This is a genomic window from Runella sp. R5_40 (assembly GCF_057652295.1).
In genome coordinates this window covers 22647-40570 of record NZ_JBYFCH010000011.1, presented here as the reverse complement: position 1 = coordinate 40570, position 17924 = coordinate 22647, and the positions used below count along the sequence as shown (strand labels likewise).

General features: G+C 47.1%; 12 protein-coding genes. 6 read left to right on the top strand and 6 right to left on the bottom strand.

The features are described from left to right. The first annotated feature begins 24 nt into the window (after window positions 1-24). Entirely contained in the window at window positions 25-660 is a 636-nt protein-coding gene (locus AC23N5_RS18755; protein WP_028525827.1) for a DUF1361 domain-containing protein, read from the top strand. 55 nt (window positions 661-715) lie between these two features. Here the strand turns inward: AC23N5_RS18755 and AC23N5_RS18750 are convergent, their stop codons facing one another. Further along, complete coding sequence (locus AC23N5_RS18750; RefSeq protein ID WP_183974672.1) at window positions 716-2182, bottom strand: M20/M25/M40 family metallo-hydrolase; 1467 nt, start codon at window positions 2180-2182, stop codon at window positions 716-718. Between the two features lie 85 nt (window positions 2183-2267). Further along, window positions 2268-3542, bottom strand: coding sequence for a DUF2851 family protein (locus AC23N5_RS18745; RefSeq protein ID WP_487756762.1), 1275 nt, complete (start codon window positions 3540-3542; stop codon window positions 2268-2270). Window positions 3543-3638: 96 nt separating this feature from the next. On the opposite strand from AC23N5_RS18745, the gene AC23N5_RS18740 reads away from it, so the two are divergent. Further along, window positions 3639-8612: a hypothetical protein gene (locus tag AC23N5_RS18740; RefSeq protein ID WP_487756761.1), complete on the top strand. Its 4974-nt coding sequence runs from the start codon at window positions 3639-3641 to the stop codon at window positions 8610-8612. A gap of 392 nt (window positions 8613-9004) precedes the next feature. Here AC23N5_RS18740 and rnr read toward each other — a convergent pair whose 3' ends face one another. After that, window positions 9005-11341: a ribonuclease R gene (gene rnr / locus AC23N5_RS18735; protein ID WP_487756760.1), complete on the bottom strand. Its 2337-nt coding sequence runs from the start codon at window positions 11339-11341 to the stop codon at window positions 9005-9007. 112 nt (window positions 11342-11453) lie between these two features. Here rnr and AC23N5_RS18730 point away from each other — a divergent pair, with 112 nt between their 5' ends. The 3 genes from AC23N5_RS18730 to AC23N5_RS18720 all read left to right on the top strand — a co-directional run bounded on the left by AC23N5_RS18730 (window position 11454) and on the right by AC23N5_RS18720 (window position 14247). Continuing rightward, a complete protein-coding gene (locus tag AC23N5_RS18730; protein ID WP_028525823.1) occupies window positions 11454-11789 on the top strand; it encodes an arsenosugar biosynthesis-associated peroxidase-like protein in 336 nt (111 codons plus the stop codon). Between the two features lie 29 nt (window positions 11790-11818). Beyond that, window positions 11819-12880, top strand: a complete 1062-nt coding sequence (gene arsS / locus AC23N5_RS18725; RefSeq protein ID WP_487756759.1) for an arsenosugar biosynthesis radical SAM (seleno)protein ArsS — start codon at window positions 11819-11821, stop codon at window positions 12878-12880. Between the two features lie 98 nt (window positions 12881-12978). Further along, complete coding sequence (locus tag AC23N5_RS18720) at window positions 12979-14247, top strand: sterol desaturase family protein (protein ID WP_487756758.1); 1269 nt, start codon at window positions 12979-12981, stop codon at window positions 14245-14247. Here the strand turns inward: AC23N5_RS18720 and AC23N5_RS18715 are convergent. Then, window positions 14217-15170, bottom strand: a complete 954-nt coding sequence (locus AC23N5_RS18715) for an aldo/keto reductase (protein ID WP_183974685.1) — start codon at window positions 15168-15170, stop codon at window positions 14217-14219. The genes AC23N5_RS18720 and AC23N5_RS18715 overlap by 31 nt on opposite strands. Before the next feature lie 69 nt (window positions 15171-15239). Here AC23N5_RS18715 and AC23N5_RS18710 point away from each other — a divergent pair, with 69 nt between their 5' ends. Then, window positions 15240-15944, top strand: coding sequence for an SDR family NAD(P)-dependent oxidoreductase (locus AC23N5_RS18710; RefSeq protein ID WP_487756757.1), 705 nt, complete (start codon window positions 15240-15242; stop codon window positions 15942-15944). Between the two features lie 14 nt (window positions 15945-15958). On the opposite strand, the gene AC23N5_RS18705 is transcribed toward AC23N5_RS18710, so the two are convergent. Both AC23N5_RS18705 and AC23N5_RS18700 read right to left on the bottom strand, forming a co-directional pair. Beyond that, on the bottom strand, window positions 15959-17176 hold the full coding sequence (locus AC23N5_RS18705; protein ID WP_487756756.1) for a carboxypeptidase-like regulatory domain-containing protein: 1218 nt from the start codon (window positions 17174-17176) through the stop codon (window positions 15959-15961). Then, window positions 17169-17750, bottom strand: coding sequence for an RNA polymerase sigma factor (locus AC23N5_RS18700; RefSeq protein ID WP_487756755.1), 582 nt, complete (start codon window positions 17748-17750; stop codon window positions 17169-17171). Before AC23N5_RS18700 ends, AC23N5_RS18705 begins: the two co-directional genes overlap by 8 nt. Window positions 17751-17924 lie beyond the last annotated feature (174 nt).

The window sequence follows — 17924 nt, the reverse complement described above, 5'->3', positions numbered from 1 at the left end:
ATTTCAAAGTTCTTTTTTATAAAAATGAAAAACAAAAACCATCTACTCGCTGCGGTGTCGCTCATAAGCATCATTTTGCTTTGTGGCCGCGTTACGTTTACCGAAAACTTTGGAGGAATTTTCCTTACGTGGAATCTTTTTCTGGCTTGGGTTCCGTTCGGAATCGCTTGTATTGTAGAAGATTTGGCTCAGCACCGTTTTATCCACCAACGGGGAGTACTCTTAGGAGCAGCAGCTTGGCTGTTGTTTTTTCCCAATGCTCCTTACCTCATCACCGACCTAATTCACCTGAGGGCTTCCCCCGACCATTTGATTTGGTACGATGCGTTGATGAGTTTTTCGTTTGCGTTGGCAGGACTACTAACGGGCTTTTATTCTGTCCTGAAAATCCATGCACTTTTGGAGGATTATTACAGCCGAATCACAAGTTGGCTGCTTATTGGGGGGAGTTTGGTCGTCGCAAGTTATGGAATCTACTTGGGGAGGTTTGGTCGTTGGAATAGCTGGCACGTGGCTACTCATCCTTTATCGTTGGTTCGGTATATTGGGAATAACCTACTACACAACCCTGTAGCACTACAACTCACGCTGGCATTTTCCTTCGTGATGTTGTCCACCTATGGGGCATTTTGGGTATTGGCACGCTCTAAAGCTGAGTAATGTGTTTCCTGTTTGGGGTTATCGGGCGGGTTGTGAGCAACCCTTGGCACACTTATCAGTCCGTCCATTTCCAATCTTTGCCAAGAACCAACTCTTTTTTGAGCCCTTGAGCCACCATTAAATCGCGGGTTTTGTAGGTATCTAGTTTTTGGGCGGGTAAATCGTTGGCATTGGCCAAAGCATAAAGCAGCATGGCCGAAAAACGAACGCCATTGACCATTTCATCGCGATTGATCAAATCAAATTTATCACAATCAGCGTGATAGCACCCATAGACATTAGCGCCGAGACGTCCCGCAGGTGCTCCCGTCGGAATGCCTTCCAACATAAACGGTTGGTGGTCTGAATGGAGTCCTGCGCGGCTGCTAACGATGTTTGAGTAGGTATCGTCCACTTTTTTGATTTGTTCCCCCACCGCTTGGAAGAACGGAATCAGTTCGTCGCGCCCTCCCACGCTCATTCCAAACACGTTGTTGGTCATGTCGAGGTTCATCATAAACTTGACCTTCTCAAGCTGTTTGGCCTTGGCCAATTCTTTCACCATCTGCCTCGAACCTAGCAAGCCTTGCTCTTCCCCCATAAACAACACGAAATCAATCGTCCGTTTAGGCTTGATTTTTAAGGCTTTAAACGTACGAGCAATGTCCATAATCGTAAATGACCCTAGGCCGTTATCGGCTGCGCCCGTTGCCAAATCCCACGAATCAAGGTGCCCTCCAATCACGATTCGGTCGTCGCTTTTGCCTGGAATCGTGGCAATGACATTCCTTGCTTTTATTTTTTTACTCACGTTGGTCATATCCACAATGGCATGGAGGTCGTTGTCCACCTTCATCCAACTCCGAATTTCTTCGCCACTTTCACGCGAGATGTTCACGGCAGGAATACCTATCAACGCCCCCGTCACCGAGGCCGTCCCTGTCAAAAGCACATTCCCTACCACTTGGTTGACGGTGATAATCGCATTTGCGCCATATTTGATGGCCAAAGCCGTTTTTTCGGAACGGTGCAAATTCTTTTGCCCTGCTTTTCCGTTGACCAATCCAATATTTACTAGCGCTACTTTGCCTTTGATAATGTCTTTGACCGCTTCAAAATCTTCTTCCAAGCCATTGCCTACGTCCACTATTGCCCCGCTCACTTTGGCACGAACGGGCGAATGCGCCAACGCCACCACGGGCACTGTCCTGAAATTATCACTTTTGTTGGGCACTACGTCCAACGTCACGGTGTCACGCATCCACGATTCTACCTCAAACGATTGGAACTTAACATCTGTGTAGCCGTATTTTTTGAGAAGATTAAACGCATACTGTTCTGCCTTGGCTCCGTTTGGGCTTCCCGTCAGACGATGTCCGATGGTCGAAGTAGCATCGCCGAGGGTTTCGTACGCTTGGCTATTTTTCAGGGTTTCGTTGTTAATTTTTTGAAACGCCGAGACAAATTCGCTGTTGTCTCGAAATGCAACAATTACGCAAAAACTCGCACTGACCAAAAAGGAAGGAAAAAGGTGGCGATACATGGGGGCTTGTATAGTTTTACAACTTTAAAGAATACAAAAATAGTAAGTGTTTGGTTTAAAAAGAATCTAAGTATTTATCTAACGGTCAGGGAGATTTCAGCAACGATGTACCAATAGCACACTGCAAACATCCCTTTTTTACACAAAAATGGGTATAGAGTTCGATAATAGCTTGGGAATCAAAGGCTGTTTTTGATTCTATCCCCATCTGATGCCACCTATCGGTGAGGTGGTTTATTTCGGCAGGAAGTTGTTCCAATAATTCGGTTGCTTTGGTCATAAAATCTAGATTATCTTTTGCTTCAGCATAAGCTGCTACTAAAGGAACGACCGTATTGACAACAATATTTTCGACCGATGCTTTTCCTAAGGTAGCTACTTTCGCTGCCGTTGTTTTCTGAAAGTGATAATGTGTCTGCCAATAGTCCGACTGCTTGACGCGGAGTACAGCCTCCAGTTTTTTGACATTTTCCCCGTGAATAAAGAGCGAAAATAGGCTGGGTTGTTGCTGAATAAACGCCGCCAACTGCGCCAACCGAACCGTGGGAAAATTAGCGGGACGCAACCGCAAAAACTTCCATTCGTGGGCCTGCAGTTGGGTGGACTTTAAACTGTATTTCGCTGCTAAAAACGTGTATTCTTTCTGCAAAGACAGTGCGTATTCGTCTGCGGGCATCAAAAGTCCCGCTTGTCCAAACAGCAGGGCTTCTAATTGAAAAAGGTTATCGCGGTGTTTGTGAAGGATTTTCAGGGGCAATCCCTGCGCCAGCCGAAGCATCGGTTCGGCATTGACTTTAAAACCGAAGTTTTGGGCTAACAATTGATACGTCGTTTCTTCCCAATCTTGGTGATTTTGGGTCAACAACTCCAATACACCCTGCGCTTTACGCTCAAGACGCTGCGTAGCCGCGCGGTCGAGCATCATGCGTTTTTGCAAGTTCGAAACAGCTTCCAATTGGTTTTCGCACGGAATCGTTTCTTTGCTTCCTATCAGTACGTGATATTTGTGCAACAGTTTGGGAGAGGTAATGTTTTTTAAAGCCAAGGTAGGAACTGCCGTGCCATCGTGCCGACAAATATCCGTATCGTTTTCCCAAACTACGTGCAAAACAACGCTCTCGTAGGCACGATCGGTGGTATGGGCATGTCGGTGCCAGTCTGAGCTTCGCAAGTGCATTTCGATACTTCCTGCCCATTCGATATTTTCTACAATGACGCGCCCATTGATAAAATCGGGGCCTGCATTGGCGTTTCGTTGTCCAATGGCCAGTACTTGGAGCGATTCTCCCGCCGTAGTTGTGAGGTGAGCAGCGTCAAAATACTGAAACTGCCACAAGAAGTACAGAAAATCTTCGGACATAGCGCTTTATTGAAATAATTTTGAATTAAATTGAGTTAAATAGGTATATTGATAGTTCTATACCTAGTTTTGGTTTCGACAAATTCCGCAGATACTATGAAACGTTTTACGCCCTACTTCATCGTTTTTTTATGGCTTACAGGGTTGGTTCTTCACGCTCAAGTCGTCAAACTTTCTGACGACCCTGCGCAGTTTATAGCCGACGTGCAGAAAATGATGGCTGCAAGCGGCAACCCTACCTATCTCAAAGCCGCCAAAAACCTCGAAACCCTTTGGCTGGACAGTCGTTTGACGCAAGCGCACCAAAAAAGTATCGTTACCCTTACCAAACGCATGGTAGCGAAAGGATATAAACCTACCACACCTCATTTTGAGCAGTTTTTCAACAGTCTTTACGCGGCTTTTAATGGAACACACGCCAATCCTAACGAAGTAGATGGCTACCTAACCACCACCACCCAGGCCGTAGATACCTACGATACCAAAGCGACTTTAAAGTATTTTGAGACAGCTCGCAATCTGTTTGAGAATCGCCTGATTTATACTTCGAATTTCAATCGCCTTTATGCGCTCGAAGGAACGTTTAGTTTCCGTTTTAGTGACGCTAATTCTGAGCTTATCAAGACCGTAGAGTCGGCAAAAAACAGCGCAACCAACGATGGTTGGGGAGCCGTAACCGATACTTCAAACGCCGTCACCCTGCTGCCTGCTTACGAGAAAAAACCTCTACCTGACGTTTCGGGAGCCATTATTGAATTCAAGAACACCAACCTCGTTATGCTCACCGCCAACGACTCGGTGCCTATTCTGCAAACCAGCGGAAAATTGGCCATTCGCGAAGGAAACTGGGTTGGCATGGGTGGAAAAGTAAGCTGGGAAACAGCAGGCGCACCCGATATCTTTGTCAACCTGAGTGCCTATAGCTTTAATGTAGGACTTCCTAAACTCGTGACCGACGACGCCAAACTCCAGTACGGCGCCAAGCTCAATGCTCCCGTCGAAGGGGTATTTGAATACGAAAGCAAACGACGCACCAAAGGCCAACCTTCGCCCTATCCTCGTTTTATTTCGTACCGCAACGATGCCCAAATCAAAGGATTAAGCAAAAATATCATGTACCAAGGGGGTATTTCGTTGGTGGGACAAAAAATGACCAGCGCTTCATTGAGCCAATCCCCCTCAACGGTGATGGTCAATTACAACGGAAAATTGGCGTTCAAATCGAGCAGCCGCCACTTCGACATCACCGATTCGTTGATTACCTCCCCCATCGCTACCTTCACTAGCTACATGGGCACTGATTCGCTGCATCACCCTGGCGTTCAGCTTTCGTACAGCGAAGCCACGGGGACAGTCAAAACGCAACCCGCTTCGGTCAAATCAGGCTTTCACTATACGCCTTATTCCGATTCGTACCACAAAATGTACATCGACGCAGAAATGCTTCGCTGGAACTTCCCCAAAAATCAAATTGAGTTTTTGCGTATTTCGGGAAAAAACGTCGTTCCCATTTCGTTCGAGTCGTTTAGCTATTTCAAACCCGAACGCTTCCGTGCCATGAACGAGCAGTCGGGTTTTCACCCGCTGCAAATGGCGTCAAACTACGTTACCAAACAAAAAGTAACCAGCTTTGCCCCCGAAGAAGTTGCCCAGTTTTTCAAACGCGACATGAACGCCGTACGCTCGGCTTTTATGCAACTATACTACGACGGCTTTTTGTCCATCGACCCTAAAAATGGTCTTTTCCGCTTTACCAATAAAGGAGCTTTGTACGTGATGGCTAACAACAAACAAACCGATTTTGACAACTTCAAAGTCTCGTCGTTGTACCCTGCCAACAACGACATCGCCAACGCCAGCATCGACCTCAAAGACAATGTATTGACCATTAGAGGAGTCGATAAATTTACCATTAGTGACTCGCTCAAAATCGTCGCTTCGCCTTCGGACAAAGAAATCAAGGTGCTCAAAAACCGCGATTTTCGCATGAATGGTTTGTTGGTTTCGGCCAACTTCCGCTTCAATGGCCGCGATTTGATGTTTAATTACGATAAGTTTTTTGTTGATTTGAACAAAATTGACAACATCACGTTCGTGCCAAAATCAGCCTACGACAAAGGAAGCAATACCGAAGTGGGTGGTGATATTGTGTATGAAAAATCAGGACGGATTTATCTAAATGACCCTAGTAATAAATCGGGGGGCCGTAAAAACTCCATTTTTCCGCGCTTGCACGTCCCCGAAGGGATGACGGTTTATTTTGATCAACCTGACCGTGGAAATTTCAAATACGACCGCAAAGTTTTCTTTAAAATTCCGTCGCTCGACTACGATAGCCTTGGTCTTCAAGACATTGTATTCATCGGAACGTTCAACTCCAACGGTATTTTCCCTACCTTCCAAGCCGAACTCCGCTCCATGCCCGACAACTCGCTGGGCTTCAATTATACCCCGCCAGCTACGGGCTATAAAGTATATGGCACCAATACCGTCGTGAAGTTTACCAAAGAGCTTGTGATGGATAAACAAGGGTTACGTTCGCAAGGCGAAATTACCCACTTGAGCGCGCGTATTCCTACCGAGAGCCTGTTGTTTATGTCAGATTCGTTGATTGCCAACGGCGCGCAGGCCGAAGTCAAAGAGGCAACCATTGGTAAGGCGTATTTCCCTAAGGTGGATTTGAGAAATTTCACCCTACGCTGGACCCCAAAAGCCGACAGTATGTCGCTGACGACCAAGGGAAATACCTTTAATTTTTACAACGGCACCACCAAACTCGACGGGCGGATTGTGCTTCGTTCGACGGGTTTGTACGGAAAAGGATTACTTCGCCGCGACGACTCAGAGCTTACATCACAAGACATCAAGTTTAACAAAGAAGGTTTTTTTGCGGGCGAATCGCAGTACAAAATTATCTCGGCCACCAATGCCACCCGCCCCGTTTTGTTAGGCTCTAATGTGGACGTGGACTTTAACCTTGTAAAGGGATTAGTCGGTATTTCAACCAGTAAAAATACCCTGGAAAACCCGCTTATGGAGTTCCCATTTGCCTCATATCAAACCTCTATCAACCGCGCTCAGTGGAACATCAACGCCAAAACCATTGCGATGAAAGGCGATGTGGCCACTTCCACCTTTACCTCCACTGCTCCCGAACAAGCAGGGTTGACGTTTAACGGTTCTTCGGCCTTGTATGAAATCGAAAAAATGACCCTCAACATTGGCGGTGTTCCATTTATCAAATCTGCTGACGCGAAGGTATTGCCCGATAAAGGACTTGTGGTGATTCACCGCAACGGCGAAATGACACCTTTCAAAAATGCGCGCTTGGTCCTTGATACCCTCAACGAATACCACCGACTCAAAAACGGTAACATCAAGATTGAATCACGCACGAAGTTTACGGGCGACGCCACTTACCTTTATACTACCGTCTCAAACGACACCATTCCTGTCAAGATGGGGAACTTTAGTCTGCGCCAAGGCGTAGCAGCGTCGTCGGGAAGCAACCGCACTGCGCCTTCCAAAGAAAAGACTTCTTACACCGTGGCCAAGGCCGAAATTGTGGAGCTCGACAACTTTGTGGCCGCTCCTCGCCTGCAATACAAAGGCGCTATGACCATGCTCGCCCCCGAGCCGAACTTACAATTTGATGGATATGTCAAGCCAATTCTCAAAAAACGCCCCGATTTGGTCGCTTCTTGGATTCCGTTTAAAGAAACCCCGACCAAAGACGTAGCCCTCAAAGTGACACCTGCCCTCAAAAACGAAGCAGACATGCCTATTTCGGTTGGGTTGCATTATCGGGCAGGTACTGATGGATTGTACCCAACGTTTTTATCGGGCAAAGAAGCGCGTAACGACCAGATTATCTTTGAAGCCTACGGACTTTTACGCTTTGATGATAAACTAAAAGCGTTTCGTGTGACACCCGAAACCAAAACCGCCGATGAGCTAGTCGATGAAGAAAATGCTTATACTTTCAACGACACCAAAGGCACCATTTCGTATTCGGGTAAAATCAACCTCATCAACGACCGCAGTACCAAAGAAGCCGAACAGCTCTTTATGATTTCGGGGGGAGTACAGGCCAATATCGACAGCAGTACGTATCGTTTCAATACCCTCATGTCGCTCAACTTCCCTGCAAACCGTGAGATTATTACCAAAGCGGCAGAAAACCTTGTTCAAACCAACTTAGACGAACAAAACAGCGACCCCGCCGAACCGAGTATCGAGCGGTTGGGCAATAAATTGGCCGCCCTCATTGGCCGCAAAGCCACCGACGGCTACATTAGTCGCAGTGCCGCTGCGTACAAGCCGCTGTTTGATGCTTCGCCTAAATTCAACAGTACACTCGTTTTATCGAATGTCAATCTTCGCTGGTCGGCGCCTCAAAATGCGTTTTACAGTGTGGGTAAAATTGGGGTCTCCAACCTTGGCAATACCGACATCAACGCCGAGCTAGAAGGTATGGTGGAAATTCGTAAAAATGCCCGTGGCGACGAAGTAAGTATCTACATCGAAGCATCCGAAGATGTGTGGTATTATTTTGATTGGCAACAAGACAAACTTGCCGTTGTGTCGTCGGTGCAGGAAATTAATGATTTGATTTCGGTGAAATCAAAAGATAAAAAAGACGGTTCTATTCTGCCAATTGGCTTTGAAGAACGTGACTTGTTTGTGGATCGTTTTACGGCGTACTACCGTCCGAAAGTGAAAAAACCGTTGGCCAAAGATACCAAAGCCCCTGCAAAAGGTGCTCCTGCGAAAACCACTGCGCCATCGACTGCGTCAAAATCAACGCCTGCTGCTACTCAAAAAGCAACAACGACGACACCTGCCGAAGAGCCTGAAGAGGAGGAAGTAAAAGTGGCAGATAAGACTACCAAACCTACCACCAAAGACACTAAAGCAACAACGGATCCGAAAGCAAAAGATACCAAAACGGCAGCAAAAACGACAGCTACTGACCCTAAAGCAAAACCTGGTGCTAAAGTAGCGCAAACGGCACCTGCCAAAACCCCAACGAAAAAGAAAGAGAAGGAAGAAGAGAAGGAAGGGTTCTAAACAAACTCGCCCCGAGGGTAGCTCGGGGCGGAACAAACGCAAAACCTTCTAAGTTTTGAAAACTTGGAAGGTTTATTTTTTCCAGGGCTACAAAGGTTTCGCCTCTCCGAGGCTGTTTTAAGTAATAAAGCAAAAGTTTTAGAGTAGTTCAAAGCCGCCTCGGTAGAGGCACAACATTTGTAGTAGCAGCAGGAGTTTTTTTTAATTTTTGCTTCGGAGAAGCATAACAAAGCATCTAGTTATGCTTCCGCACAGGCGGCCCTGTCCGAAGCAAAAGGGTTTCATGGATGCCCCCTCTACTACTACAAAGGTTGCGCTTCCGCACAGGCGGCCCTGTCCGAAGCAATATAAACTACTAACACACTAAAACTTTTGCCCAACTACTTAAAAAGCTATTTGCGGCGTCTTTCCTTCGTTCGAGGACGTTTTTCTTTCACACTTCCTCTACCACGGCCACGCGCAGGCAATGCCGAAACAACATTGGAAGTAGTTTCTGCCAACGTCAAATCCATGCTTCGGCGCGAAATATTGGTGTCTTTGACTTTTACTTTCACCGTATCCCCAAACGTGTAAAAACGCTGCGTGCGCTTTCCGACTAGTCGGTAGTTTTCTTTGTCTAGTTCGTAAAAATCATCGTTCAGGTCGTTCATTCTGACCAATCCTTCCGATGCCGTTTCGGTAATTTCGACAAACAAGCCAAATTCGGTAACGCCCGTAATAATCCCGTCCCAAACGCGCTCAGGGTCCATCGAGGCCATAAATTCCACTTGCTTGTACTTGATACTTGCCCGTTCGGCATTGGCGGCCAATTGCTCCCTCGACGACGAATGCTTGCACGCTGGCTCGTATTCGGCTCGGTCGGGCGATGGCTTTCCGTCCAAATAATGCTGCAACAAACGGTGCGCCATCATATCGGGGTAGCGGCGAATCGGCGACGTAAAGTGCGAATACCGACGAAAAGCCAAGCCAAAGTGGCCGACATCTTCGGTGCTGTACCGCGCCTTGGCCATGGTTCGAATCGCCAATTGTTCGAGTGCATTTTGTTCGGGTTTTCCTTCCAAATCCGACATCAATTGATTGAGCGACTTGGCCACGACTTTTTCATCGTCGAGCTTCATTTTATAGCCTAACCGACCCGCGAAGGCGGCAAACATCCGTAGTTTTTCCATGTCGGGCTCCTCGTGAATCCGATACACCATGGTATTGGGCTGCTCCTTGTTTTTCGATTTTCGGTAAATGTATTCGGGTACGCGCTTGTTGGCCAACAGCATAAATTCCTCAATCAGCTTGTGGGCGTCTTTACGGATTTTGGTGTAAAGCCCCAACGGCTTGCCATTTTCGTCCAACCTAAACTTCACTTCGGTGGTTTCAAAATTGACTGCTCCTTTGGCAAAACGCTCATCGCGAAGTTTGTAGGCCAACTGATTGAGCAAGGTAAGTTCTTTGGCAAAAGGCCCTGCGTCTTCTTCTCCGCGCGCGGTCGCTTCGAGTACGTCTTGTGCTTCCTCGTAGGTAAAACGCTTGTCAGAATGAATCACCGTACGGCCAAACCATTCGTTGATGATTTTGGCATTTTCGTTCAACTCAAACACTACCGAAAACGTCAATTTATCTTCATTGGGGCGCAATGAACACAAGTTATTGGATAGTTTTTCGGGCAACATAGGCACCGTTCTATCCACCAAATACACCGACGTAGCACGGGCATACGCTTCCCGCTCCAACGCCGTGTTAGGACGTACGTAGTGCGAAACGTCCGCGATGTGAACCCCGATTTCGAAATGACCATTTTCCAACAACTGAACCGAAAGTGCATCATCAAAGTCTTTGGCATCGGCGGGGTCAATGGTAAACGTAGTCACGGCACGCATATCGCGACGACGCTTTATTTCGTCGTTTTCTATCACTTCCGAAATCGCATTTGATTCCGCTTCTACATCTTCAGGAAACTTATAAGGTAACCCAAACTCCGCCAAAATCGCGTGCATTTCGGTTTCGTGAGCTCCTGCTTTGCCTAATACTTCCAGTACTTCTCCTTCCATACGACGCGAGCGCGTTGGGTACTGCGTAATTTTCAGCAACACCTTGTCTCCGTCTTGCGCATTGTTGAGTTTGGGCTCAGGAATATACACATCATCATAAATGCGACGGTTGTCCAACACCACAATGCCGTATTTAGGCCAAAGTTCTACTTCTCCGACCAATTCGACCCGTCCACGCTCTAAAACCTCTTCCACTCGGCCTTCGCGGCGGCGTCCACTTCGGTAATCACTCAAAAGTTTTACCCGAACGGTATCGCCATCAATTGCTCCCCGCAAATCGTCGGAATCCACCCAAATGTCGGTATTTTCTAACTTAGGCTGCTCGCTTGATTTTTGGATATCTAGTACGATAAAGGCATAGTTTTTATTGACGTGTTCGACTTTCCCGATAAACACATTTGCGTTTTCGTTGGTCGCATACAGCCCTTCTTTCGTTCGGATTACTTTACTTTCTTCCACAAGCTCATCGAGCAATCCATTGAAAATAAGCCGAAGTTTTGGGTCATCGGCATCAAAATGACTGTGAAGTTCATGCAATTCAAAAGGTCGCTCGGTATTGATTTCAAAAAAAGTAGCAATCTCGGATTTGAGTTCATCCAAAAACGAGACTATTTGTCGATGCGTACGTCCCCCTTGTTTCTTTTTGGGGCTACGCGTTTTCTGTGATTTTTTCTTCATACTTTTCATACTTCTACTCAAATTAACCATTTTTTTCCGAAAATCATTGCATTTCCCTAGTTTTTCAAACCAAAACACCTCTATTTGCGTAAATAAGTAAACACCCAAGACATTTTAAACTATGGCATCGTACTACAACTCTGAAGACCTTAAAAAATTTGGCGCCATTGGCGATTTTGGTGCAAAAAATTTAGCGCAAGATTTCTTCAAATACTACGGCGACGTATTTGCAGAAGGCGCTCTCACCTCTCGCGAAAAATCACTCATTGCTTTGGCCGTAGCCCACGTGCTCAAATGCCCCTATTGCATTGACGCTTACACCACCGACACCCTCGAAAAAGGCTGCTCAGAAGACGAAATGATGGAAGCCGTACACGTAAGTGCTGTGATGGCCGCAGGTATTACCTTGGTACACAGTACCCAAATGATTAACAAGGCGAAAGAAGTCACGATGTAATTGTTGCAGGTTTTATTCTCCCCATTTTCATGAATCCCGTCAAATCTCTCAAGGCACAAAAACACGAACTCGGAAACACCCAGTACCAGCTTGATGTACTGAACGATTCGGAAAAACTAGGGCATCACTTTCCCTTATTTCAGGAAAAACTCGCACCCATCGGTTTGTTTCCGTTGAAACCCACGCAAATTGATATTTTTCAAATCAATGTGGGGAAAATGTGCAATCAAGTGTGTAAACATTGCCACGTGGACGCAGGTCCCGATCGCAAGGAGATTATGACGCAAGACACCATGCAGTTGTGTTTGGATGCCTTGAAAAAGCACCCCTTCAAAATCGTTGACCTCACGGGAGGAGCCCCCGAAATGAACCCTCATTTTCGGTGGTTTGTGGAGCAAATTCGTGAAATTAGTCAGGAAATAAAAATCATTGTTCGCTGCAACCTTACCATCATTTTGGCCAACCCTAAGTACCACGACCTGCCCGATTTCTTCAAACAGCATCAGGTGGAAGTGGTTTCTTCGTTGCCATTCTACACCGCCAACCGCACTGATTCTCAGCGCGGCAATGGCGTTTTTGAAGATTCTATCAAAGCGCTTCAGCTCCTCAATGCCGTTGGGTATGGACAAGAAGGTTCGGGCTTGACCCTCAACTTGGTCTATAACCCTGCGGGCGCTTTTTTACCAAGCGGACAAGCGGGGCTGGAGCGCGAATTTAAGCGGGCACTAAAAACCAAATTTGGCATTGACTTCAACAGCCTTTTTTGCATCACCAACATCCCCATCAGTCGCTTTTTAGACTACTTGTTGGTGAGTGGCAACTACGGTTCGTACATGGAAAAGCTCGTCAATGCGTTTAATCCCGTAGCGGCTAGTAACGTCATGTGCCGCAACACCTTGTCGATTGGCTGGGACGGCTACTTGTTCGACTGTGATTTTAACCAAATGCTGGATTTAAAAGTAACAGGCTCGGCGAAACACTTAAAGGAGTTTGATTTTCAACAACTTACCGAACGAGACATCGTCATCAACCAGCACTGCTACGCCTGCACCGCAGGGGCGGGCAGTAGTTGCGGTGGCGAAGTGGCTTAAATTGCCCAAAAATTGTTGACTCTTGAAAAAAGTCAACAATTTCTTACATTTGTGATTAAAAACAGTATGCTTGCATAATTTGTTAGAAAAATCACCCAATGGAAACCTACGGACGCATTCTTCTCATTGCCATGCCCATTTTTTTGGGCTTAGTTTTACTCGAAAAACTGTACGGATGGGCAGTAAAAAAGCACCCGTTCCGCACCATGGACGTACTTTCTAGCCTTAGTTCTGGCTACACCAACATCATCAAAGATGTGCTGGGCATTAGTGTTTCGATTCTGACTTACGGCTATATGGTCGAACATTGGGCGCTGTACAAAGTACAATCTACGATTTGGGTCTATATCATCGCTTTCATTGCCCTCGATTTTTCGGGCTATTGGGTACACCGCTTGAGCCATCAAATCAACTTTTTTTGGAACAAACACGCCATTCACCACAGCAGCGAAGAGTTTGACTTGGCCTGTGCCTTGCGCCAAAGCATTTCGTCGTTTGTCAATTTATTTACGATATTTTTGCTTCCTGCGGCGTTGCTAGGCGTTGAGCCAAAAGTCATTGCGATTGTCGCGCCGCTGCATTTGTTTGCCCAGTTTTGGTACCATACCATTTACATTGGCAAAATGGGCATCTTAGAGCACATCATCGTGACGCCCTCGCACCACCGCGTACACCACGCCATGAACCCCATTTATTTGGACAAAAACCATGGGCAGATTTTTATCATTTGGGATAAACTCTTTGGTACGTTTCAAGAAGAACTCCCCGACGTACCGCCTGTTTATGGCATCACGCGGCCCGTTCAGACGTGGAATCCCATCAAAATCAATTTCCAGCACTTGTGGCTATTGATAAAAGACGCCTATCGCACCAAGAGCTGGAAGGATAAAGCTAGAATTTGGTTTATGCCAACAGGATGGCGCCCCGCCGACGTCATCGAACGTTATCCCGTTTACAAAATCGACGACCCGTACCACTTCCAAAAATACGCTCCTGAGGCTTCGGTAACACTACGAACTTGGACATGGATTCAGTTTTTGTTCACTTTTGCTCTCATCAATTACTTCTTTATCAACATTGCCAAAATAGGTACGCCCAACATTTTTGTGTATGGTGGTTTCTTGTTTTTGTGCGTTTTTGCCTATACCGAACTCATGGATAAAAATCCCTACGCTTGGGCGTGGGAAGCGCTCAAAAACGCCATTGGGTTGTTTTTGATTTACCAAAACGGCTGGTTCGGAATGTCAGAAACCATGCCCTGGGGCACCGTAGTACTGGCGAGTTACTTTGTACTTTCGAGCATTGTGGTGGCGTTGTTTGCACGGTCGCTTACTTTTTATTCATCCCAAAGGCTTTCCAATGTATAATCAGACCCTTCTAAGCACCAAAAATTGCCTTTGATGTAACGATACTGCAAGTCTAACTCCCGCAGGGTTTTCATTTCTTGCTCGGTTAGCTCAATGTCGGCGGCGGCTAAGTTTTCTTGCAAGCGTCCTGCGTTGACTGACTTTGGAATCACGGACGTTCCCCGATTGACTGCCCACGCGAGCATCAACTGCGCGGCCGAGCACCCGCGTGCCTGCGCCAAAGTACGAATTACTTCATTTTCAAATAATTTAGGTTCGCCGTCCACAATCCGATTGGCAGGTCGGTCTGACGAGCCTAAGGGGCAATACCCCGTCAAAACGATGCCGTGCTCGCGGCAATAGTCCACCATGGGCCACTGTTGCAAAAACGGATGCAGTTCCAGCTGATTCACCTCAGGACGAACGCCCGTGGCGGCAGTTACCTCTTCCAGTTTTTTGATGCTGAAATTGGACACCCCGATGTGGCGCGTCAAACCCATTTCTTTCAAAACAATCATTTCTGCCCAAGTTTCTGAAAGAGGAACGTCCGTCAGACTGAGCATGTCCTCGCCTGTTTGGGGATAAGCTACCTCTCGTTTGAGCGCCACGGGCCAATGAATGAGGTACAAGTCGAGGTAATCGAGCTGTAAATCTTTTAAAGTGGTGTTGATGGAAGGCAAAATATGTTGTTTTTCGTGGCTGTTGTTCCAAAGTTTCGACGTAATCCAGAGGTCTTCTCTTTTTACCGTTCCTTCGTTCATTGCATCCGCAAACGCCTGACCGATTTCTTGCTCATTGCCATACACCAAAGCGCAGTCAAAATGCCGATAGCCAATCTCAATAGCGGTCTTTACGGCTGTATATACTTCTCCCTTGGCCGATTTCCACGTCCCAAGCCCCAAGGCGGGCATTTTGTCTCCGTTTTCAAAAGTTAAGTAGTTCATTTCAAAAGTAAGTTATCTTAAAACCATCCACTGGCGCTACGAGTTAAATATAGCAAACTCCTTTTTCTAATGTCATTTCAAGGAAAAAACATTCTCATCATCGGGGCAAGCTCTGGAATTGGCCTTGCCATTGCCCAAATCCTTCAAGCCGAAGGAGCCTCGTTGTTTACGGCTTCACGCCGCGCACCGCAGGGTATTCAAAGTCAACATAGTACGTGGGATGTCACCCAGCCCGTTGAAGGTCATTTTGACGCATTACCCGATACCCTTCACGGCCTTGTGTATGCCCCAGGCAGTATCAATCTCAAACCTTTTCAGCGGTTTTCGTTGGCTGATTTTCAGGCAGATTTCAACGTCAATGTCTTAGGAGCCGTCGCCGCGATTCAGGCCAACCTTGCCCGACTTCGTAAAGCAGGCGGGGCATCCATTGTGCTTTTTAGTACGGTTGCCGTTCAAACGGGCATGGGTTTTCACGCGTCGATTGCCACGGCCAAAGGAGCGGTAGAAGGATTGACTCGTTCGTTGGCGGCGGAGTTGGCCGCCACCAAAATCCGTTGCAATGCCATCGCACCATCGCTAACCGACACGCCGTTGGCAGCCTCGTTGTTATCGAGCGATGAAAAACGAGAGGCTTCCAACAAACGCCACCCGATTGGACGCGTGGGTACGCCCCAAGATTTGGCCGCCGTAGCGAAGTTATTGCTTTCGGACGAAGGCAGTTGGATTACGGGACAGGTTCTCAACGTAGATGGCGGAATGGGACGATTGAAGTAATCGTCCCATTTGTGCTAAAACTGGAAAACTTGGCGCTTTCTATCTGATTGTGGCTTTCCTTTTTTATAGGTCGGCGTCCATTTTTCTCCCTGTTTGAGGATGCGAACGGCTTCCTCAAACAGCTGATTATTCGCTCTGTTTTTATTTTCAAAATCACCTAATTCCCCCAACTCGTTTACTGTAAATTCGACCACTACTCGTCCGCGAGGGCCTTGGGGGTTCTTTTCCAAAAATGCTTGTACTGCTTGCTGTATGTAATCGGAATACGCTTTTTGGGTTTGAGTTGATTTGGACTTTTGGGTACGTTTGCTATCGCCTGTGACCACTACCTCACTTAGTGCATTTTGCTCTGCTTTTAACAAAACTGGGGCTAAAAGTGAATCTTTCACCGTGATTTGGACGGGGACAAAACCGACGGCACCGACACTTACATTGTCATTGGGACGTACTCCTCGTAAAAAAAACGTTCCATCGTTGGCCGAAGAAGTCCCTCGGTTGCGTCCCATCACCGCAATGATACTTCCTGCCAGTGCTTCTCGCGTTTCGGCATCCAATATCTTTCCGCGTAGCGTAAACGTATCGGCTGGTAACGCCGCCGCAGGAGCCGATGCAACTCGACTTTTTGCCTGCGCGGGCCTCGTAGCCAATTCCTGCGCAGGAACTGCGGCGATTTCGTCCGCCTTTTTTTCTGCTACTATGCTTGCGGCACTACTCTCGGCAGGAGCAGCTTCCAACATTTCTTGGGTAGGAGGCGCGGCGGCCACTTGTTCTTCGACTGGTTTTTGAGCAAGCCTTTGGGTATTGGGTTTGGCAGAAAGTGTTGGCGAGTTTTCTTCTAAAATAGGCGCACTTTCAGGTACGGGAGCCGACGGTAATACCGTCTCTGCCGTTGTTTTAGCCGTTGATTCGGGTAACTCTTGCCGCTGTACCAACCACCAACCCAACCCCACGGCCATAACCACCGCAGCAGCCGAGGCATAGTAATACGGCACTAACCTGCGTTTTTGGGGCAAAATTCGTTGTTGAAGCCGCCTACGAACATCCAACAGCGCTGCCGACTCGTCCACGCCCGCGTTTTTCATGGCTTGGAGTCCCTCCAACGTATCATCGACCTGTTGGTTTTGTAATGCTTCTTTCTCGACCTTGTGCTGGTCTTGGGGAGTCAGTGTCCCTGCTACGTACTGGCGCAGTTGGGGCATCAAAGGCGAAGTAGGTTGTTTTGATTTAGCCATGTTGTTTGCCCTCCATGCACAGTTTTAGGTTACGCTTTCCGTTTTGGAGATAACTTTTCACTTTTGTTAACGCAAATCCCGTTTGCTCGGCAATCTGTTGGTAGCAAAGTTGTTGGAAATAAAACAGTTCTACGCTTTTGCGCTGTTCTACGGCCAACGTTTGCAGGCAATCGCCCAAATCCGACAATTGCGTTTCAAGCGTTGCGTCGGTTTCGGAGGTTTGTACCACGAAGGTTTCGTAGGCTTCGTGTTCAAATAGCCCCTCGTCGCCCACTACCACGCGTTTGGCGCGCAGTTGCATCAAACAATGATTGCGCGTTACGCTGTGCAACCAGCTTTTGAAGTTGTGCACTTCGCTCGTTTTCAACTCTTCTATCAACTGCTCAAACACCTGCATGACGGCATCTTTGGCATCGTCTTCGTCGCGCAAGTACCTGAAACATACCGCAAAGACCATGTCCATGTGCCGTTCGTACAACTCACCCAACTCGGTCAAATTGCCCGTTCGGCGATACTCCGAGAGGTAGTCAGTATCGGAGAAATCTGCTTTTCGACGAAATAGTTTTAAGAACAAGTCCTTGCTGCTTTTTTAAGTATTGAAAATTAACAAGATACCAGGGCTAACGCCCCTTTCTGTATTAGAACCGTTTTTATATCTACGATGATGTTAGGGCTACGCCCCTCAAAAACCGAAAAAGATATAACCCTGACATCATCATTGAATGTAGTTTATCTTTAGATGAACGAA

Excerpts from the sequence above, each read along its gene's own strand:
- AC23N5_RS18755 (WP_028525827.1), top strand. The coding sequence starts at position 25 with ATGAAAAACAAAAACCATCTACTCGCTGCGGTGTCGCTCATAAGCATC.
- AC23N5_RS18715 (WP_183974685.1), bottom strand. The coding sequence starts at position 15,170 with ATGAACTACTTAACTTTTGAAAACGGAGACAAAATGCCCGCCTTGGGG.
- arsS (WP_487756759.1), top strand. The coding sequence starts at position 11,819 with ATGAATCCCGTCAAATCTCTCAAGGCACAAAAACACGAACTCGGAAAC.
- rnr (WP_487756760.1), bottom strand. The coding sequence starts at position 11,341 with ATGAAAAGTATGAAGAAAAAATCACAGAAAACGCGTAGCCCCAAAAAG.
- AC23N5_RS18720 (WP_487756758.1), top strand. The coding sequence starts at position 12,979 with ATGGAAACCTACGGACGCATTCTTCTCATTGCCATGCCCATTTTTTTG.
- AC23N5_RS18745 (WP_487756762.1), bottom strand. The coding sequence starts at position 3,542 with ATGTCCGAAGATTTTCTGTACTTCTTGTGGCAGTTTCAGTATTTTGAC.
- AC23N5_RS18750 (WP_183974672.1), bottom strand. The coding sequence starts at position 2,182 with ATGTATCGCCACCTTTTTCCTTCCTTTTTGGTCAGTGCGAGTTTTTGC.
- AC23N5_RS18740 (WP_487756761.1), top strand. The coding sequence starts at position 3,639 with ATGAAACGTTTTACGCCCTACTTCATCGTTTTTTTATGGCTTACAGGG.
- AC23N5_RS18705 (WP_487756756.1), bottom strand. The coding sequence starts at position 17,176 with ATGGCTAAATCAAAACAACCTACTTCGCCTTTGATGCCCCAACTGCGC.
- AC23N5_RS18730 (WP_028525823.1), top strand. The coding sequence starts at position 11,454 with ATGGCATCGTACTACAACTCTGAAGACCTTAAAAAATTTGGCGCCATT.
- AC23N5_RS18710 (WP_487756757.1), top strand. The coding sequence starts at position 15,240 with ATGTCATTTCAAGGAAAAAACATTCTCATCATCGGGGCAAGCTCTGGA.